The 18125-nt window shown below is 61.7% G+C and carries 15 protein-coding genes; 4 read left to right on the top strand and 11 right to left on the bottom strand.

Translation table 11 applies throughout. The annotated features are described in order from the left end of the window. Positions 1 to 2: 2 nt before the first annotated feature. Positions 3 to 1199: an MFS transporter gene (locus tag FPT15_RS23330; RefSeq protein WP_145165034.1), complete on the bottom strand. Its 1197-nt coding sequence runs from the start codon at positions 1197 to 1199 to the stop codon at positions 3 to 5. Between the two features lie 178 nt (positions 1200 to 1377). On the opposite strand from FPT15_RS23330, the gene FPT15_RS23325 reads away from it, so the two are divergent. Beyond that, entirely contained in the window at positions 1378 to 1992 is a 615-nt protein-coding gene (locus tag FPT15_RS23325) for a DUF5666 domain-containing protein (protein WP_145165032.1), read from the top strand. 136 nt (positions 1993 to 2128) lie between these two features. Here FPT15_RS23325 and FPT15_RS23320 read toward each other — a convergent pair whose 3' ends face one another. The 8 genes from FPT15_RS23320 to gcl form a co-directional block, all read right to left on the bottom strand. Then, positions 2129 to 3133 carry a sulfate ABC transporter substrate-binding protein gene (locus tag FPT15_RS23320; RefSeq protein ID WP_145165030.1) on the bottom strand — a complete coding sequence of 335 codons (1005 nt, stop codon included), beginning with the start codon at positions 3131 to 3133 and terminating at the stop codon, positions 2129 to 2131. A 105-nt stretch (positions 3134 to 3238) separates the two neighbouring features. Beyond that, positions 3239 to 4063, bottom strand: coding sequence for an ion transporter (locus FPT15_RS23315; protein ID WP_145165028.1), 825 nt, complete (start codon positions 4061 to 4063; stop codon positions 3239 to 3241). Between the two features lie 31 nt (positions 4064 to 4094). Further along, the gene (locus FPT15_RS23310) at positions 4095 to 4967 is read right to left on the bottom strand and encodes an urea transporter (RefSeq protein WP_145165026.1); all 873 of its coding nucleotides are present in this window, start codon (positions 4965 to 4967) and stop codon (positions 4095 to 4097) included. A 120-nt stretch (positions 4968 to 5087) separates the two neighbouring features. Continuing rightward, complete coding sequence (gene pyk, locus FPT15_RS23305) at positions 5088 to 6503, bottom strand: pyruvate kinase (protein ID WP_078741563.1); 1416 nt, start codon at positions 6501 to 6503, stop codon at positions 5088 to 5090. Beyond that, entirely contained in the window at positions 6493 to 7773 is a 1281-nt protein-coding gene (locus FPT15_RS23300) for a glycerate kinase (RefSeq protein WP_145165025.1), read from the bottom strand. Before FPT15_RS23300 ends, pyk begins: the two co-directional genes overlap by 11 nt. Positions 7774 to 7962: 189 nt before the next feature. Next, complete coding sequence (locus tag FPT15_RS23295; protein WP_145165023.1) at positions 7963 to 8853, bottom strand: 2-hydroxy-3-oxopropionate reductase; 891 nt, start codon at positions 8851 to 8853, stop codon at positions 7963 to 7965. Between the two features lie 175 nt (positions 8854 to 9028). Then, positions 9029 to 9811, bottom strand: coding sequence for a hydroxypyruvate isomerase (gene hyi, locus FPT15_RS23290; protein WP_145165021.1), 783 nt, complete (start codon positions 9809 to 9811; stop codon positions 9029 to 9031). Between the two features lie 10 nt (positions 9812 to 9821). After that, entirely contained in the window at positions 9822 to 11597 is a 1776-nt protein-coding gene (gcl, locus tag FPT15_RS23285) for a glyoxylate carboligase (RefSeq protein WP_145165019.1), read from the bottom strand. 256 nt (positions 11598 to 11853) lie between these two features. Between gcl and FPT15_RS23280 the strand changes: the two genes are divergently transcribed. Continuing rightward, positions 11854 to 12294 carry a heme-binding protein gene (locus FPT15_RS23280; protein ID WP_106576758.1) on the top strand — a complete coding sequence of 147 codons (441 nt, stop codon included), beginning with the start codon at positions 11854 to 11856 and terminating at the stop codon, positions 12292 to 12294. A gap of 109 nt (positions 12295 to 12403) precedes the next feature. On the opposite strand, the gene FPT15_RS23275 is transcribed toward FPT15_RS23280, so the two are convergent. Then, entirely contained in the window at positions 12404 to 12862 is a 459-nt protein-coding gene (locus tag FPT15_RS23275) for a transposase (protein ID WP_145165017.1), read from the bottom strand. 210 nt (positions 12863 to 13072) lie between these two features. Then, positions 13073 to 13678: a TetR/AcrR family transcriptional regulator gene (locus FPT15_RS23270; protein WP_145165015.1), complete on the bottom strand. Its 606-nt coding sequence runs from the start codon at positions 13676 to 13678 to the stop codon at positions 13073 to 13075. 241 nt (positions 13679 to 13919) lie between these two features. On the opposite strand from FPT15_RS23270, the gene FPT15_RS23265 reads away from it, so the two are divergent. Both FPT15_RS23265 and FPT15_RS23260 read left to right on the top strand, forming a co-directional pair. Next, a complete protein-coding gene (locus FPT15_RS23265) occupies positions 13920 to 15047 on the top strand; it encodes an efflux RND transporter periplasmic adaptor subunit (protein ID WP_145165013.1) in 1128 nt (375 codons plus the stop codon). A 13-nt stretch (positions 15048 to 15060) separates the two neighbouring features. Then, on the top strand, positions 15061 to 18123 hold the full coding sequence (locus FPT15_RS23260) for an efflux RND transporter permease subunit (protein WP_145165011.1): 3063 nt from the start codon (positions 15061 to 15063) through the stop codon (positions 18121 to 18123). Positions 18124 to 18125: the final 2 nt, after the last annotated feature.

Below are 18125 nucleotides of genomic sequence, written 5' to 3'. Positions count from 1 at the left end.
GATCAGGCTGTGGCAACGGCCACCGTGCGCGAAGCACTCAGGAACCGCAACAACGCCACCAGTGGGAACGCACTGCCCACCAGCATCACGCCCAGCCAGCCGCCGTGTTCATACACACTGCTGGCAATCGCCGAGCCGAAGGCGCCGCCGATGAAGATGCTGGTCATGTACAGCGCGTTCAAGCGGCTGCGGCTGTTGGCGTCGAGGGCGTAGATGGCGCGTTGGCCGAGGACCATGTTCATCTGCACGCAGAAGTCCAGCACCACACCGGTGACGGCCAGGCCGATCACGCTGTACAGCGGATGCACGAAGGCGGGCAAAAAGCTCAAGGCGGCAAACAGCATCGCCAGCAACGAAGCGCGGTGCGTGTGGCCGGCGTCGGCCAGGCGGCCGGCGATTGGGGCGGCGATCGCGCCCAGTGCACCGACCAGGGCGAACAGCGCGATCTCGCTTTGGCTCAGGCCATGATTGCGTGCCAGCTCAAGCGGCGCGGCGGTCCAGAACAGGCTGAAGGTGGCAAACATGCAGCCTTGGTAGAACGCCCGCTGGCGCAATACCGGTTGCTTGCGCAGCAGCGTACCGAGTGAGCGCAGCAGCTCGCCGTAGCTGGCGCTGTGGTCGGGCTGGCGCTTGGGGATGGTCATCAGCAAGACCACGCTGATGAAGGCCATCAATGCTGCGGCGGCCATGAACATCGCGCGCCAGCCGAAGTGGTCGGCCACCACGCTGGACACCGGCCGTGCCAGCAGAATGCCGAGCAACAGGCCGCCCATGATGCTGCCAACCACGCGGCCACGGGATTCGGCGGGCGCCAGGTGCGCCGCCAGCGGGATCAGGATCTGCACCGAGACGGAACTGAATCCGATCAACAACGACACAAGCAGGAACAAATTCGGCTGCTCGGTGAAGGCGGCACCCAGTAGGCTGGCGATGGCCAACACGGTGGTGGCTATCATCAGCTTGCGGTTTTCCAGCAAGTCACCCAGCGGTACCAGGAAGAACAGGCCCAAGGCGTAGCCGATTTGTGTCAGCGACACGATCAGGCTGGCCATCGCCGGAGTCAGGCCAATGTCGGGTGCAATCAGTTCGATGATCGGTTGGGCGTAGTAGATGTTGGCAACAATGGCGCCGCAACAGAACGCAAACAGCATCACCATGCCTCGGGTCATGGTGCTTGAAGCGTGTGGGGTAGCGTTCATGGTGTTCTCGTTAAAGCGAAGGAAGATGGCGTGCGAGAGTAAAGACAACCGCACGGCCGGAGTAGGGCGCTATGGGTGATAACACTCATGCCGCAAATTAATGACTGAATCGTTAACTGTTGAGCCGAACGGCAATGATACATTCAGTCACAACTGCCGAAACAGGAAATCCACTTTCATGAAAATTTCGCTGAACAAGATGATCCTGGCTTCAACCCTGGCCGCCGCCATGGCCATCGGGTTGGCCAATGCCGCCGACGCGCCGCGGGTCGGTGTGCGCGGCGCTATTACGGCAATCGATGGCGACGCAATGCACGTCAAGGTCAACAGCGGTGAAGACGTCACCGTGCACCTGACCAAAGACACCCAGGTCCGCGCCGTTACCCTGGCCAAAATTGATGAAATCAAGCCCGGCAGCTACATCGGGTCGGCCGCCATGCCGAATGCCGATGGCACCCTGACTGCCCTGGAAGTTCACGTGTTTCCACCGGCCATGGCCGGCACGGGCGATGGGCACCGTGCGTTCGACTTGAAAGAAGGCAGCAGCATGACCAACGGCACCGTCGGCGACCTGGTGGTCAGCAACGGGCGCACCTTGACCGTGAAGTACAAAGGCGGCGAGCAGAAGATTGTAGTGCCGGATGATGTGCCGATCGTCAACCTGGAGCCAGGGGATCGCAGTTTGTTGAAGCCCGGTGTGAAGGTGGTGATGTTTGCATCGCAGGCGGCGGATGGGACGGTTACCGCTCAGGCGATTTCGGCCGGTAAGGACGGCGTGACACCGCCGATGTAACCGCCAAACACTCAACCAGATGTGGGAGCTGGCTTGCCTGCGATGCAAGCACCTCGGTGTTTCAGGCATTGCGAGGTGATGCTGTCGCAGGCAAGCCAGCTCCCACACTTGACTGCATTTCTTCAGTTAAAGCGGTTTACTGACCGCTGTAGATCTGATCAAAAATCCCGCCATCATTGAAGTGGGTTTTCTGCACGGTGCGCCAGTCTCCAAAGGTCTTCTCCACCGACAGGAAGTCGACTTTCGGGAAGCGGTCGGTGTACTTGGCCAACACCGTCGGGTCGCGGGGACGCAGGTAGTTGTTGGCTGCGATTTCCTGACCTTCAGGCGACCACAGGTACTTCAAGTAATCTTCGGCCGACACGCGGGTGCCTTTCTTTTCGACGACTTTGTCGACCACCGACACCGGTGGTTCCGCCTCGGCAGAGACGCTTGGGTAGATCACTTCGAACTGATCACGGCCAAATTCACGCGCGATCATTTCCGCTTCGTTTTCAAAGGTCACCAGCACGTCGCCAATCTGGTTGGTCATGAACGTGGTGGTGGCTGCACGGCCGCCGGTGTCCAGCACTGGCGCGTGTTTGAACAGTTCGCCAACGAACTTCTTCGCCTTGTCTTCATCGCCGCCGTTCTTGAGCACATAACCCCAGGCCGACAGGTAGGTGTAACGGCCGTTGCCCGAGGTTTTCGGGTTGGGCACGATCACTTGCACGCCATCTTTGAGCAGGTCTGGCCAGTCTTTGAGGGCCTTGGGGTTGCCCTTGCGCACGATAAACACGGTGGCGGAGGTGAACGGCGCGCTGTTGTTCGGCAGGCGGGTGACCCAGTTGTCCGGCACCAGCTTGCCGTTGTCCGCCAGGGCATTGATGTCGGTGGCCATGTTCATGGTGATCACGTCAGCCGGCAGGCCGTCGATCACCGAGCGCGCCTGTTTGCTGGAGCCGCCGAAGGACATCTGCAAGGTCAGCTTGTCGTTCGGGTGCTCGGCTTCCCAGTGCTTTTGGAAGGCGGCGTTATAGTCCTTGTAGAAGTCGCGCATCACGTCATAGGAGACGTTTAGCAGTGTGACGGGGGCAGCCTGGACGGCGCCCGCCAGGGCTAGGCCGGCGGCCAGTAAGGAGGCGCTAACGAGTTTTTTCACTGCTCATTCCTTGTTGTTCGAGAAGGTTGTCGATTGAGTGGGGGCATTTTGCCACCGACTATAGCCGCGCCCGTATAGACGTTTAAAGATTAAAACGAACTTTGCTTATTCCACTTTACGAAACAGGTTGCTGCCACAGCGCGAGCAAAACGCTGCGTTGGGCTCGTGGTTGTCTTTCTTGCACACCGGGCAATCGTGCTGCAGCTGTTCACCACGCATGGCACTGGCCAACTCGGCGGTAAAAATCCCGGTGGGCACGGCGATGATCGAATAACCGGTGATCATCACCAGCGACGAAATGACCTGGCCCAGCGGGGTCTTCGGCACGATGTCGCCAAAGCCCACGGTGGTCAGCGTCACGATCGCCCAGTAGATGCCTTTGGGAATACTGGTAAACCCGTGTTCCGGGCCTTCGATCACGTACATCAAGGTGCCGAATACGGTCACCAGGGTGCACACGCTGACCAGAAACACCACGATCTTCTGCTTGCTGCCACGCAGCGCCGCCATCAAGTAGTTGGCTTGCTTGAGGTACGGGCTGAGCTTGAGCACGCGGAAAATCCGCAGCATCCGGATGATGCGGATGATCAGCAGGTACTGCGCGTCGCTGTAATACAGCGCGAGGATGCCGGGCACGATGGCGAGTAAATCCACCAGCCCATAAAAACTGAACGCATAACGCAACGGCTTGGGCGAACAATACAGCCGCAGGCTGTATTCGATGGCGAAGATGATGGTAAAGCCCCACTCGATATAGGCCAGCACGTCGGCGTAGTTGTCGTGGACGGTCTGGATACTGTCGAGGATCACGATCACAAGGCTGGCGAGGATGATCAGCAGCAGGGTGCTGTCGAAGCGCCGGCCGGCCACGGTGTCGCTTTGGAACACCATTACATAGAGGCGCTGACGCCAGTCGTTGTTGCTGTGCATAAATCCCGCCCGAATCGAATATCGGGCAAGCCTAGGGGGATTCGAACGGGCTGTCCACGCGGGCTTTGAACATCCGCTGGCTGGCGTGTACCAGCCAGCAGGCGAGGATAAACGGCGCCGTCAATGCGGGCAGGTGCAGGGCGGCGAAACCGGGCGTGAGGATGACCGCCAGAAGGATGCCGAGCAGCGGCTGCCAGGGTCGGCGGCGTGACTGGCTTAACGCCAGCGCGGCCAGCGCCGGGTTATAGCTGTGCAGGCCGAGGAGGGCGCTGGCGGGTTCGTCCAGCCACAGGGCGATCAACACGCCAGTAGCGGCGCCCGTGAGTGCCCACAGCGCGGCGCGGCGGTTGGCCAGCAACAGGCCAAGCGCAATCAGAGCGCCAGCCAACGGCTGGTCCAGCAACATGATTTGTGCGAGGCCGGTGAAGGGCGCGTTGAGCACGTCCAGGGTGTCGGGTTCGGTCAGCGTGAATGTGCTGTCAGGCACTGCGCCGATCAGCAACCAGCCGAGGCCGACAAAGGGCGCGGTGTAGGCGGGCAAGTCACCTGGCGCAGGGGCGTGTTTCAACCATTGCCGCGTGAGCATCGCACTCAGGCCGCCGCACGCCAGGATCAGCGGCGGCAACAACGCCGACCAGGCAAAGTGCTGGCTGATCAGCAAGCCCAGCAGCACGCCGTTGTAGCTGTAAAGGCCCGCTTGGCGTTCGGCCTTGGGATAACCCCGGCGCTGGGCCGTGAGCAAACCGGCGACGCCACCCAATAATGCGCCGCCGAATAAGGCCGGGGCGCCGATCAGGATGGCCAGCAGGCACAGCAAGCCACACAGTGGCTGGCGTTGCAGGAAGATCTGGCTGAAGCCATTGAGCAGGGCTTCGGCCCAGTCGGGGCAGGTTGGGTTGTGCATGGTGGTTTAGTCAGTGAGGCCGAGTCGTCCCCAATCGCAGGCAAGCCAGCTCCCACATTTGAATGCATTACAGATCAAAATGTGGGAGCGGGCTTGCCCGCGATGAGGCACTTACAGACGCTAAATCAACGTCTCGATGCGCAACGAGTTGGTCGACCCCGGCTGCCCGAACGGCACCCCCGCCGTAATCACCAAGGTATCCCCGCGCTGCGCCATGCCTTGCGCCTGAGCAATCTCCAGCGCGGTGGAACACACCTCATCCACCTGGCGCAGTCGATCGTTGACCACCGAATGCACGCCCCACGCCACGCTCAAACGCCGCGCCGTAGAGAGGTTCGGCGTAAGGTTGAGGATTGGCGCCACCGGCCGCTCCCGCGCCGCGCGCAGGCTGGAGCTGCCGGACTCGCTGTAGTTGACCAGCACCGCCACCGGCAGAATGCTGCTTATACGCCGGATCGCGCAGCTGATCGCGTCCGACACCGTGGCGTCCGCCTTGGGCCGGCTGACGTCCAGCTGCGTCTGGTAGTCCGGGCCGTTTTCCACCTGGCGGATGATCTTGCTCATCATCTGCACGGCTTCCAGCGGGTATTCACCCGAAGCGGTTTCCGCCGACAGCATCACCGCGTCTGCGCCTTCGGCCACCGCGTTGGCCACATCCGTCACTTCGGCGCGGGTCGGCGCCGGCGAAAAGCGCATGGATTCGAGCATCTGCGTGGCCACCACCACCGGTTTGCCCAGCTGGCGGCAGGTGCTGATGATGTCTTTCTGGATTTGCGGCACGCTCTCGGCGGGCACTTCCACGCCCAGGTCGCCTCTGGCCACCATGATTGCGTCACTCAGCTCAGCGATTTCCTGCAAGCGTTGGACGGCGGACGGCTTTTCGATCTTGGCCATCAAAAACGCCTTGTCGCCGATCAACTCGCGGGCCTCGCGGATGTCTTCCGGGCGCTGCACGAATGACAGCGCCACCCAGTCTACGCCCAGCTCCAGACCAAAGCTCAGGTCGCGGCGGTCCTTGGCGGTCAGTGGGCTGAGTTCCAGCAAGGCTTGTGGCACATTTACGCCTTTGCGGTCCGACAGTTCGCCGCCATTGAGCACGGTGGTGTCGATGGCATTGGCATGCTTGGTGATCACGCGCAGGCGCAACTTGCCGTCATCGAGCAGCAGGTCCATGCCCGGCTCCAGCGCCGCGATGATTTCCGGGTGGGGCAGGTTGACCCGGCACTGATCGCCCGGCGTTGGGTCCAGGTCCAGGCGCAACGCCTGGCCGCGCACCAGTTGCACCTTGCCCTCGGCAAACGTGCCGACGCGCAGCTTCGGCCCTTGCAGGTCCATCAGGATGCCCAGCGGGTAATTGAGCTGGCGCTCCACCTGGCGGATCCACTGGTAGCGTTGGGCATGATCGGCGTGGTCGCCATGGCTGAAGTTGAGGCGAAAGATATTCACCCCGGCCTCCACCAGCTCGCGGATGTCATCGATGCCGTCGGTGGCCGGGCCGAGGGTGGCGAGGATTTTGACCTTCTTGTCAGGCGTCATGTTTGGCAGTCTCAAGAATCAGGATGGCGCGCAAGTCATTGACGTTGGTGCGGGTCGGCTCAGTGATGATCAAACCGTCGAGCGCGGCGAAATAGCCGTAGCCATTGTTGTTGTCCAGCTCGTCGCTGGCCGACAGGCCCAGGGCTTCGGCGCGGGCGTAGCTGGTAGGGGTCATGATCGCGCCGGCGTTGTCTTCCGAACCGTCGATGCCGTCGGTGTCGCCGGCCAGGGCGTAGACGCCGGGCAGGCCCTTGAGGCTGTCGGTGAGGCTGAGCAGGAACTCGGCATTGCGCCCACCACGGCCATCGCCGCGCACGGTGACGGTGGTTTCACCGCCGGAGAGGATCACGCACGGTGCCGCCAGCGGCTGGCCGTGCTGCACGATCTGCCGGGCAATGCCGGCGTGCACCTTGGCCACGTCCCGCGCTTCGCCTTCGAGGTCGCCGAGGATCAACGGGCTGAAACCGGCCTGGCGCACTTTCACCGCCACGGCTTCCAGCGACTGCTGCGGGCGGGCGATCAGTTGGAAGTGGCTGCGCGCGAGCACCGGGTCGCCGGGCTTGACGGTTTCCGACGCTGGGTCTTGCAACCAGCTGCGCACCGAGGCGGGCGCGTCGATGCTGTAACGCTTGAGGATTGCCAGGGCTTGCTGCGAGGTGCTTGGGTCGCCGACGGTGGGACCGGACGCGATGACGCTGGCCTGATCGCCCGGCACGTCGGAGATCGCGTAGGTGTAGACCGTCGCTGGCCAAGCGGCCTTGGCCAGGCGCCCGCCCTTGATCGCCGAGAGGTGCTTGCGCACGCAATTCATCTCGCCAATGGTCGCGCCGGATTTGAGCAGGGCTTTGTTGATGGTCTGCTTGTCGGCCAGGGTGATGCCGTCGGCGGGCAGGGCCAGCAAGGCAGAACCGCCACCGGAGAGCAGGAAGATCACGCGGTCGTCTTCGGTGAGGTTGCCGATCAGTGCCAGTACGCGCTTGGCCACCGCCAGGCCGGCGGCATCGGGCACCGGGTGTGCGGCTTCGACCACTTCGATTTTTTTGCACGGCGCCCCGTGGCCGTAGCGGGTGACCACCAGGCCCGAGACGTCGCCTTGCCAGCACTCCTCGACCACGAGTGCCATGGCCGCCGCGGCTTTGCCGGCGCCGATCACGATCACACGGCCGCTGCGGTCGGCGGGCAGATAAGGTTCAAGCACTTGCCGGGGGTGGGCGGCGTCGATGGCTGTGGCAAACAGCTCGCGAAGCAGGTGTTGCGGATCGACCGACATAAGCGGGCTCCCGGGGATTTTTTGTTATTAGATATGCATCAATTTCAGACTTGGAATGCGATCAACTGTGGGAGCGGGCTTGCTCGCGAATGCGGTCTTTCATTCAACATCCATGCTGACTGACCTACCGCTTTCGCGAGCAAGCCCGCTCCCACATTCGACCGCATTTCAAAGGGGCAGCGGTGTTTCTTACTTATCGCGAATCGAAAAATTCGCCATATGCTCCAGGCCCTTGATCAGCGCCGAATGGTCCCAATTGCCGCCGCCAATCGCCGTGCAGGTACTGAACACCTGCTGCGTACCGGCGGTGTTCGGCAGGTTGATGCCCAGCTCCTTGGCACCGGCCAGTGCCAGGTTCAAGTCCTTCTGGTGCAGGTTGATGCGAAAGCCCGGATCGAAGGTGCCTTTGATCATGCGCTCGCCATGCACTTCGAGAATCTTCGAGGAAGCAAAGCCGCCCATCAGCGCTTCACGCACCTTGGCCGGGTCGGCGCCGTTTTTCGAAGCGAACAGCAGCGCTTCGGCCACCGCCTGAATATTCAGCGCGACGATGATCTGGTTGGCGACCTTGGCGGTCTGGCCATCGCCGTTGCCGCCGACCAGGGTGATGTTCTTGCCCATGCTCTGGAACAGTGGCAAAGCGCGTTCGAAGGTCTGCGGCTCGCCACCGACCATGATGCTCAAGGTGCCGGCCTTGGCGCCGACTTCGCCACCGGACACCGGCGCGTCGAGGTACTGCGCGCCGGTTTCGTTGATCTTCGCCGCGAACGCTTTGGTGGCGGTGGGGGAGATCGAACTCATGTCGATCACTACCTTGTTCGGCGACAGGCCGGCCGCGACGCCATCCTTGCGGAACAGCACGTCATCGACCTGCGGGGTGTCGGGCACCATGACGATGATGAACTCGGCTTCCTGCGCCACTTGCTGGGGGTTGGCCAGGGCCACGGCGCCGGCGTCGATCAGGGCCTGCGGGGCCTTGCCGTGGTGTTCGGAGAGAAACAGTTGGTGACCTGCTTTCTGCAGGTTCGCAGCCATGGGTTCGCCCATGATGCCGGTGCCGATAAATCCGATTTTAGCCATGATCAAAATCCTCTTTTTATTAGGTGTATGGGCCTGGCACGGCCTTCTAAACACAGGAGATCCAATGTGGGAGCGGGCTTGCTCGCGAATGCAGTCTGACACTCAACATTGATGTCGACTGATACACCGCTTTCGCGAGCAAGCCCGCTCCCACATTTGGTCCGTGTTTATTCAATCAGATAGCGTTGTGGCTCTTGAGCCAGCCAAGACCCGCCTCGGTCGTGGTCAACGGCTTGTACTCACAGCCAACCCAACCCGCATAACCAATGCGATCCAGATGCTCGAACAGGAAGCGATAGTTGATCTCCCCGGTTCCCGGCTCGTTGCGCCCCGGGTTGTCCGCCAGCTGGATGTGGTTGATCTCACCCAGGTGCGCGGCCATGGTCCGGGCCAGGTCACCTTCCATGATTTGCATGTGATAGATGTCGTATTGCAGGAACAGGTTGGCGCTGCCCACCTGCTCGCGAATCGACAGGGCTTGCGCGGTGTTGTTGAGGTAGAAGCCCGGGATGTCACGGGTGTTGATCATCTCCATGACCAGCTTGATGCCCGCGGCTTGCAGTTTGTCGGCGGCGTATTTGAGGTTGGCGACAAAGGTTTTTTCCACGGTTTGGTCGTCAACGCCTTGCGGCCGGATGCCGGCCAGGCAGTTGATCTGGGTATTGCCCAGCACCTGGGCGTAGGCGATGGCCAGCTTGACCCCGGCGCGGAATTCCTCGACCCGGTCCGGGTGGCACGCCACGCCGCGCTCGCCCTTGGCCCAGTCCCCGGCCGGCAAGTTGAACAGCACTTGGGTCAGGCCGTTGGCGTCCAGTTGCGCCTTGATCTCGGCGGAGCTGAACTCGTACGGGAACAGGTACTCGACCCCCTGGAAGCCGGCATCGGCAGCCGCTTTGAAACGGGCGAGAAAGTCCTGCTCGGTAAACAGCATGGACAGGTTGGCGGCAAAACGCGGCATAGGGTTCTCCTTAATCGAGCAGGGAAATGGCAGTCGGTGCATCGTTGCCGACCAGGGCCAGATCTTCGAATTCGTTGACGGCGTTGATCTCGGTGCCCATGGAAATATTGGTCACGCGCTCCAGAATAATCTCAACAATCACCGGAACCTTGAATTCTTCGATCATTTCCTTGGCCTTGCGCAACGCCGGGGCGATCTGGCCCGGTTCGAACACACGCAGCGCCTTGCACCCCAGGCCTTCGGCGACGGCCACGTGATCGACGCCATAACCATTGAGTTCCGGGGCATTGAGGTTGTCGAAGGACAGCTGCACGCAGTAGTCCATTTCAAACCCGCGCTGGGCCTGGCGAATCAACCCGAGGTAGGAGTTGTTCACCACCACGTGGATGTACGGCAGCTTGAACTGCGCGCCCACGGCCAGCTCTTCGATCATGAACTGGAAGTCATAGTCGCCCGACAGCGCCACCACTTTGCGGCTCGGGTCAGCCTTGACCACACCGAGCGCGGCCGGAATGGTCCAGCCCAAGGGACCGGCCTGGCCGCAGTTGATCCAGTGACGTGGCTTGTAGACGTGCAGGAATTGCGCGCCGGCAATCTGCGACAGGCCGATGGTGCTGACGTAGCAGGTGTCTTTGCCGAACACCTGGTTCATCTCTTCATACACGCGTTGCGGCTTGACCGGCACGTTGTCGAAGTGGGTCTTGCGGTGCAGGGTGGCCTTGCGCTCCTGGCAGTCGTGCAGCCAGGCGCTGCGGTCCTTGAGTTTGCCGGCGGCTTTCCACTCGCGGGCCACTTCAATGAACATCGTCAGGGCGGAGCCGGCATCGGAAACGATGCCCAGGTCCGGGGTGAACACGCGGCCAATCTGCGTCGGCTCGATGTCGACGTGGATGAATTTGCGCCCCTCGGTGTACACCTCCACCGAACCGGTGTGGCGGTTGGCCCAGCGGTTGCCGATGCCCAGCACCACGTCCGATTTGAGCATTGTCGCGTTGCCATAACGGTGCGAGGTTTGCAGGCCGACCATGCCGACCATCTGCGGGTGATCGTCCGGGATCGTGCCCCAGCCCATCAAGGTTGGGATTACTGGAATACCGGTCAATTCGGCGAACTCCACCAGCAATTCGCTGGCGTCGGCGTTGATCACGCCGCCACCGCTGACCAGCAATGGGCGTTCGGCCTGGTCCAGCAGCGCCAAGGCTTTTTCGACCTGGATGCGCGTGGCCAAGGGCTTGGCCAGGGGCAGCGGCTGGTAGGCGTCGATGTCGAATTCGATCTCGGCCATCTGCACGTCGAATGGCAGGTCGATCAGCACCGGGCCTGGGCGGCCGGAGCGCATTTCATAGAAGGCTTTCTGGAACGCGTAAGGCACTTGGCCGGGTTCCAGGACGGTGGTTGCCCACTTGGTCACCGGCTTGACGATGCTGGTGATGTCGACGGCCTGGAAGTCCTCTTTGTGCATGCGTGCACGCGGGGCTTGGCCGGTGATGCACAGAATCGGGATCGAGTCGGCCGAGGCGCTGTACAGGCCGGTGACCATGTCGGTGCCCGCCGGGCCCGAGGTACCGATGCACACACCGATATTGCCGGCCTTGGTGCGGGTGTAACCCTCGGCCATGTGCGAGGCGCCTTCAACGTGGCGAGCAAGGACGTGATCGATGCCACCGACCTTCTGCAAGGCCGAATACAGCGGGTTGATGGCGGCGCCTGGAATGCCGAAGGCGGTGTCTACGCCTTCACGGCGCATCACCAGGACGGCGGCTTCGATTGCTCTCATTTTGCTCATGGTTTTGGTGCCTCTTGCGTTTTGTAATTGTATACAAGTGGTTTCTGGTCGAAGTGTATTCACGGCGAGCGGGGCAGGTCAATGCATTTTATAAACTGGCCTTTACGCGGGTCTGGATCGCTTTTTTCGACGTATGGAGCCTTTGTGCGCAAATATTGTATACAAAAAATAATTTCATTGTGTTCTATTTGTTTGATCGAGCTTCTCATGAAACAGATTTCAACCTTTTCCCAATAACAAAAGAAGGACGGCACCTATGAGCGCTTTAACCTTGAAACTCGCCACCCAACTGGCCAGCCAGGCCCTCACCGCAGGCCGCACCATTTGCGCCGCGCCGCTGACCATTGCGGTGCTCGACAGCGGCGGCCACTTGGTCACCCTGCAACGCGAAGACGGCGCCAGCCTGCTGCGCCCGCAAATCGCCATCGGCAAGGCCTGGGGCGCGATTGCACTGGGCAAGGGCTCGCGTTTGCTGGCGTTGGATGCGCAGCAGCGCCCGGCATTTATCGCGGCGTTGAACAGCCTCGGGCAGGGCAGCGTGGTGCCGGCGCCGGGCGGCGTGTTGATTCGGGATCAGGCAGGGGCGGTGCTGGGGGCGATCGGGATCAGTGGGGATACGTCGGATATTGATGAGCAGTGCGCGATTACGGCGATTGAGGGCGTGGGGTTGTTGGCGGATGCGGGGGTGTCTGCTTGATTATTCGGTGACAGATAGATTGCCATCGCGGGCAAGCCCGCTCCCACATGAGTATGCATTCCAAATGTGGGAGCGGGCTTGCCCGCGATGGCGGCGACTCGGTCTTCAGTCAAATCCAGATCGCATCCCAAAGCGGATAATCGCCAAACTTCTTCACCAGGCCTGCTCGCAGGGGGTTGGCCACAATGTAGCGGGCTATACCTTCCAGGCTTTCTTCGCGCCGCACGGCATGATCGTGAAATCCAGGTTGCCAAAGACGTCCCTGACGCCCGGCAACTGCATTTACGACTCGAGTGCTTTTGGATTTCACTTGGCGCATCAAGTCGCAAAGGGAACCTTTCTCTAGTGAGATAAGCCAGTGGAAATGGTCAGGCATGACTACCCATGCCAACGACGTTGCCAAGCCTTGGTTCTGGGCGATTCTGAATTGTTGGACAACCAGTCGGCCAAGTTTGAAGTCCTTGAAAATGGGCGCGCGATCAAGTGTGTTGGTGGTGAGTAGGTAAATTCGGTTGGATTCGCTGTAACGACCGATGCGCAGTCGTTTTGATGCGGGGAGATCAGGCATTCCATGGCCTCTTTTCAGATGGTGTTCTGAGAGGCTAGGTATTGAAAGCAGGGGTTGATCGACAGGCTGTTGGCAGGATGTGTCTGGGAGGGCGCTTTCGCGAGCAAGCCCGCTCCCACATAGGCTCTGCGGCGTTCATACACTGTGTGTCTAGCGCAAAACCCGTGTGGGAGCGGGCTTGCTCGCGAATGGCACAGGCGCCGCGGTCTCTCAGTCCGGCTCACACCCCTTAAGCACCAACCGAATAATCGTCTGCGCCGCCGCTTCATAATCGGCCTCATCCAGCTTGGCCTTGCCGGTCACGGCCGATATCTGCCAATCAAAGTCGGCATAGGTCTGCGTCGCCGCCCAGATGCTGAACATCAGGTGATGGGGGTCAATGGCGGCGATCAGGCCGCGATCCACCCAGCTCTGGATGCAGTCGATGTTGTGCTTGGCCTGGGCGTTCAGTTGCTCGACCTGCTGGCTGCTCAGGTGCGGTGCGCCGTGCATGATTTCGCTGGCGAATACCTTGGAGGCGAACGGCAGGTCGCGGGAGATGCGGATCTTGGAGCGGATGTAATTGCTCAGCACCACCGCGGGCTCGCCGTCTGGATTGAACGGCGTGGACGCCGCCAGGATCGGCTCGATAATGCTTTCGAGCACCTCGCGGTAGAGGTTGTCCTTGGACTTGAAGTAGTAATAGACGTTGGGCTTGGGCAGCCCGGCCTTGGCGGCGATGTCGCTGGTTTTGGTCGCGGCGAAGCCCTTGTCGGCAAACTCCTCGCTGGCCGCCCGCAGGATCATTTCTTTATTGCGCTCGCGAATGGTGCTCATAAACCAGGATTTTCCTTGCCAGGACAGGCGGTCGAGCATGGTAGCACCGGCTTGACGCAGCGCTCAAGAATGCCGGCGCAGCCCTTGTACGCCGGGCGTTGCAGCTGACTTTATCTGTCTTGATGCTGAACGTATTCACGGTAGTACAGGCACAGGCTGGCCGCGCTGCTAGAGTTCAGAGCAAGGACGCGGCCATCTGGGCCGGCGTTCAGTCCTGTAGTCGGCGTTCGAGTGAGAAACCGTGGAGAAAAGCAGACGACGTACGTTCGCCTGGGTGGTTGGCGCGTTATTGGTGGTGGCGCTGTTGATTGGCCTGGGCATGCATTTGTTTGGCGGCGCCCATAAAGGCAAGCCCGTGTCCCCCGGCGAACCGGTGGCAGCAGTGCCGGTAGCCTTGCAGGATGTGCCGGTGTACATCGACGCCCTCGGCACCGTCACGCCCACCCGCAGTGTCACGGTGGTGACCCAGGTCGATGGCATCCTCAGCAGCGTGGAATTCAAGGAAGGCCAGCACGTCAGCAAAGGCCAGGTCATCGCCCGTATCGACGACCGCGCGCTCAAGGCGCAACTGGCCGTGGCCAAGGGCACCCTGGCGCATGACCAGGCGGTGTTGAGCAATGCCCAGCGCGACCTGGCCCGTTACCGCGACCTGGTCAAAGCCGGCTCCACCAGCCAGCAAACCCTTGATACCCAGGCCTCGCTGGTGCAGCAACAACAAGGCACTGTGGCCGCCGACCAAGGCAACGTACAAAACCTCGACGTGCAATTGAGCTACTGCACCATCACCTCGCCGGTGGATGGCGTGGTCGGTCTGCGCCTGGTCGATCCCGGCAACTACGTGACCACCGCCAGCACTACCGGCATCGTGGTCATCACCCAGATGAACCCGGCCACCGTGGTGTTCGCCGTGCCCGAAGATGACCTGGGGGCGATCAACCAGGCTCTGGCGCGCGGCAGCGTCACGGTGCTGGCCTACGACCGCAACAAACAATCGTTGCTCGCCACCGGCAGCCTGCTGGCGCTGGATAACCAGGTGGACACCAGCACCGGCACGATCAAGGTCAAGGCGCAGTTTGATGACTCGGGCAATGCGCTGTTTCCCAATCAGTTCGTCAACGCCCGGCTCAAGGCCGACACCTTGAGCCAGATCGCCGTGGTCCCGACCCGTGCGATCCAGCACGGCAGCAAGGGCGACTTCGTGTTTGTGGTCAACGGCAACAAGGCCAGCCTGCGCACGATCAAGACCGGCCCGTCCACCGGCGATGTCTCGGCGGTGCTCGACAATGGCGTCAAGGCCGGTGAGCAGGTGATCACCGAAGGCGCCGACAAGCTCGACGACGGCTCGGCGGTGAAGGTCGTCGCCCAGTGAGGAGCCGCCGAGCATGAATATTTCGCGGCCCTTTATCGAACGCCCGGTGGCCACCACGCTGATGATGGTCGCGGTGTTGCTGCTCGGCCTGTTGGGTTACCACTTGCTGTCGGTGTCGGCGCTGCCGGAGGTGGATTACCCGACCATCCAGGTGTTCACCCAATACCCCGGTGCCAGCCCGGACGTGGTCAGCTCGTCGATTACCGCGCCGCTGGAGCGCCAGCTCGGCGAAATGCCGGGGCTCAAGTCGATGAACTCGACCAGCTCGGACGGCGCTTCGGTGGTGACCCTGCAATTCGATTTGTCGCTGTCGCTGGACGTGGCCGAACAGGAAGTGCAGGCGGCGATCAACGCGGCCGGCACCTTCCTGCCGGCCAACCTGCCGTACCCGCCGGTGTACAGCAAGGTCAACCCGGCGGATGCGCCGGTGCTGACCCTGTCGTTGACCTCCGACGTGTTGCCGCTGACCAAGGTCGAAGACCTGGCCGACACGCGCCTGGCACAGAAAATCTCGCAGATCACCGGCGTCGGCCTGGTCACCATCAGTGGCGGCCAGCGCCCGGCGGTGCGGGTCGAGGCCAACACCTCGGCGCTGAACAGCCTCGGCCTGTCCCTGGATGACCTGCGCACCTCGCTCGGTACGGCCAACGTCAACCAGGCCAAGGGCAATATCGATGGCAAGTTCCAGGCCTATTCCATTGGCGCCAACGACCAACTGCAGTCGGCCGAGGAATACCGCGACCTGGTGATTGCCTACAAAAATGGCGCGCCGATTCGCCTGTCGCAGATCGCCAGTTCCACCCAGGGCGCGGAAAACCCCCGCCAGGCGGCGTGGACCAATGACACGCCGTCTATCGTGCTGAATATCCAGCGCCAGCCCGGCGCCAACGTGATCGAAGTGGTCGACCGTGTGCAGCAGCTGCTGCCCAAATTACGCGCCAGCCTGCCGGGCACCTTGAAGGTCGCGGTGCTCACCGACCGCACCCAGACCATCCGCGCTTCGGTCACCGATGTGCAGTACGAGCTGGGGCTGGCGATTTTGCTGGTGGTGATCGTGATCTTCATCTTCCTGCGCAATATCCCGGCCACGATCATTCCGGCCGTGACCATCCCGCTGACGCTGATCGGTACCCTGGCGGTGGCCTACGCGCTGGGCTTTTCGCTGAACAACCTGACGTTGATGGCATTGACCATCGCCATCGGTTTTGTGGTCGATGACGCCATCGTCATGATCGAAAACATCACGCGCTACCTGGAGGCCGGCGACACGCCGTTGCAAGCGGCGCTCAAGGGCGCGGAGCAGATCGGTTTTACTATCATCTCGCTGTCCATCGCGCTGATTGCGGTGATGATCCCGCTGCTGTTCATGGGCGATGTGGTCGGGCGGTTGTTCCGCGAATTCGCCATGACCGTGGCGGTGACCATCGTGATTTCGGCGGTGATTTCACTGACGCTGACGCCAATGATGTGCGCGCGCATGCTCAAGTCCAAGCATGAAGAGCGCCGCCCGGACTTCTTCGACCGCATCAACAACCACTATGTACGCGGCCTGGATTGGGTGTTGGCGCACCGCACCTTGACGCTGATCTCGGTGGTGCTCACCGCCGCGCTGACCTTGTTCACCTTGGTGATCATGCCCAAGGGCTTTTTTCCCGATCAGGACACCGGCCTGATCCAGGGCATTTCCCAGGCCTCGCCGACCATCTCGTTCCAGCAGATGCAGGTTGAACAGCAACGCCTGGCCGCACGTATCCTCAAGGACCCGGCGGTGCAAAGCCTGTCGTCGTTCGTCGGTATCGACCAGACCAACCCGACCATCAACCAGGGCAACTTGCTGATCAACCTCAAACCGCGTGGCGAGCGAGACAGCGCCACCGAAGTGATCCGCCGCCTGGCCGATGCGAATGCCGACGACGCCGGCATCCGCCTCTACCTGCACTCGGTGCAGGACCTGACCCTGGACGCCACGGTGTCCACCACCAGTTACCGCCTGGGCCTGCAAGCCACCGACCCGGATGAACTGGAGCAGTGGACCACCAAGTTGCTCGCCGCGATCAAGCAAGACCCGATGTTCACCGACGTGCAAAGCCAGGCCATGCAGTTCGGCAACCAGATCAAGCTGACCTTCGACCGCGCCACCGCCTCGCGCCTGGGGATTACCCCGCAGGCTATCGACGATGTGCTCTACGACGCGTTTGGCCAGCGCCAGGTCTCAACCATTTACACCCAGCTCAACCAGTACCACGTGGTGATCGCCACCGACCACCCGCCGCGAAATTTGCCGGACTTGCTCACCGGTTTGTACGTGGACATTCCCGGCGGTGGCGTGGCGCCGCTGTCGAGCATGGCGACCCTGGAGGTGGTGCGTTCGCCGGTCACCATCAACCGCCTGGGGCAGTTTCCCTATGCGGACGTGTCGTTCAACCTCGCGCCCGGCCAGACGCTGGGCGCGGCGGTGACGCGGCTGCAGGACATTGAAGCCAAAGTCGGCCTGCCATTGTCGGTGCAAGCCAATCTTGAAGGTGCGGCGGCGACGTTCCAGGCATCGCTGTCCAACCAGGTATTTCTGGTGTTGGCGGCCATCGTGGTGGTGTACCTGATGCTGGGCATTCTGTACGAGAGCTTCGTGCACCCGGTGACCATCCTCTCGACCCTGTTGTCGGCGGCCCTCGGCGCGTTGCTGGCGTTGCTGGTGACGGGCACGCAGTTCGACATCATCGGCCTGATCGGCATTGTGTTGCTGATCGGCATCGTCATGAAAAACGGCATCATGATGGTCGACTTCGCGCTGGAGCTTCTGCGCGAGGGCGGCTTGAGCCCGGTGGAAGCGATTCGCCAGGCGGCGGAGCTGCGCTTTCGGCCGATCCTGATGACCAGCATGGCCTCGCTGTTCGGCGCGGTGCCGTTGGCGCTGGGCACCGGCATCGGCTCGGAGCTGCGCCACCCGCTGGGCATCGCGATTATCGGCGGGCTGTTGCTCAGCCAGTTGCTCACGCTGTTTTCCACGCCGGTGATCTTCCTCGCAATGCACGGCCTGGGGCAGCGTTTCAGCCGTCGCCCGGTGGCGCTGGAATGATG

It is taken from the genome of Pseudomonas sp. RGB (genome assembly GCF_007713445.1).
In the GTDB taxonomy this organism is placed as follows: Bacteria; Pseudomonadota; Gammaproteobacteria; order Pseudomonadales; family Pseudomonadaceae; genus Aquipseudomonas.
Note: the sequence above shows the minus strand (reverse complement) of the source record. Positions and strands in the feature narration are given on the sequence as shown.